Origin of the sequence: Kitasatospora sp. MBT63, from assembly GCF_000710465.2 — a bacterium.
Classification (GTDB): Bacteria; Actinomycetota; Actinomycetes; order Streptomycetales; family Streptomycetaceae; genus Kitasatospora.
Map to the genome: position 1 here is coordinate 9,613 of NZ_JAIZ01000466.1, position 713 is coordinate 10,325.

General features: G+C 79.7%; 1 pseudogene. It reads right to left on the reverse strand.

The window, feature by feature from the left end:
• Window positions 1-66: 66 nt before the first annotated feature.
• Window positions 67-713: pseudogene (locus AA75_RS49740) on the reverse strand (hypothetical protein); the annotation flags it as partial.

Sequence of the window (713 nt, forward strand, 5' to 3'; positions counted from 1 at the left end):
CCCCGTCCGTGGTGCCCGTCCGTGGTGCCCCGTCCGTGGTGGCCCGGGACGCCGTCGTTCCTGCCGCTACCGCCGGGCGGACCGGCGGCGGGCCGCGAGCGCGGCTCCGGTCAGGGCGGTCGCACCGAGTGCCGCCCCGGCCGTCAGCGCCGACAGCCGCCCGCCGTCCCGGGCGGGCGCCGCCGTGTCGAACCCGCCGCCGGTGCCCGCCCGGTCGTACGCGCTGCCGGGCAGCTTGTCGCCGTACCGCTGGTGCACCAGCTTCTGGTACGCCGCCACGCTGACCCCGTCCGCGCCCACCGACCGGCGGGCCTGCTCGTCCAGCGGAAGCACCCGGCCGCCGCGCAGCACGTACCAGGCGTCCAGCTGCGGCTCCCGGAACGCGGTGCCGCCGCCGGTGCCGGCCGCCCTGGCCGGGTAGTCCGTCTCGTCGCCGCCGGTGGCGATGTTCACCACCCGCCAGCCGGCGCCCTGCCGGACGCTCCACACCGAGGCGATCCGCCCGTCCGCCGACACCGCCTTGGTGGCCACGAAGTCGGGCGAGGCCACCGGGGCGTCGGCCGTCCCCGCCACGAAGCCCGCGTCCAGGGTGAACACGGTGGCGCTCTCGCCGGTCAGCCGGGGCGCGGCCTGGGCCGCGGCCCGCTCCTCCTCGGCCGGTGCGAGCGCCGCTCCCCCCGTCGGCGGGACACCGCCGCGGGCGAAGAACCGGC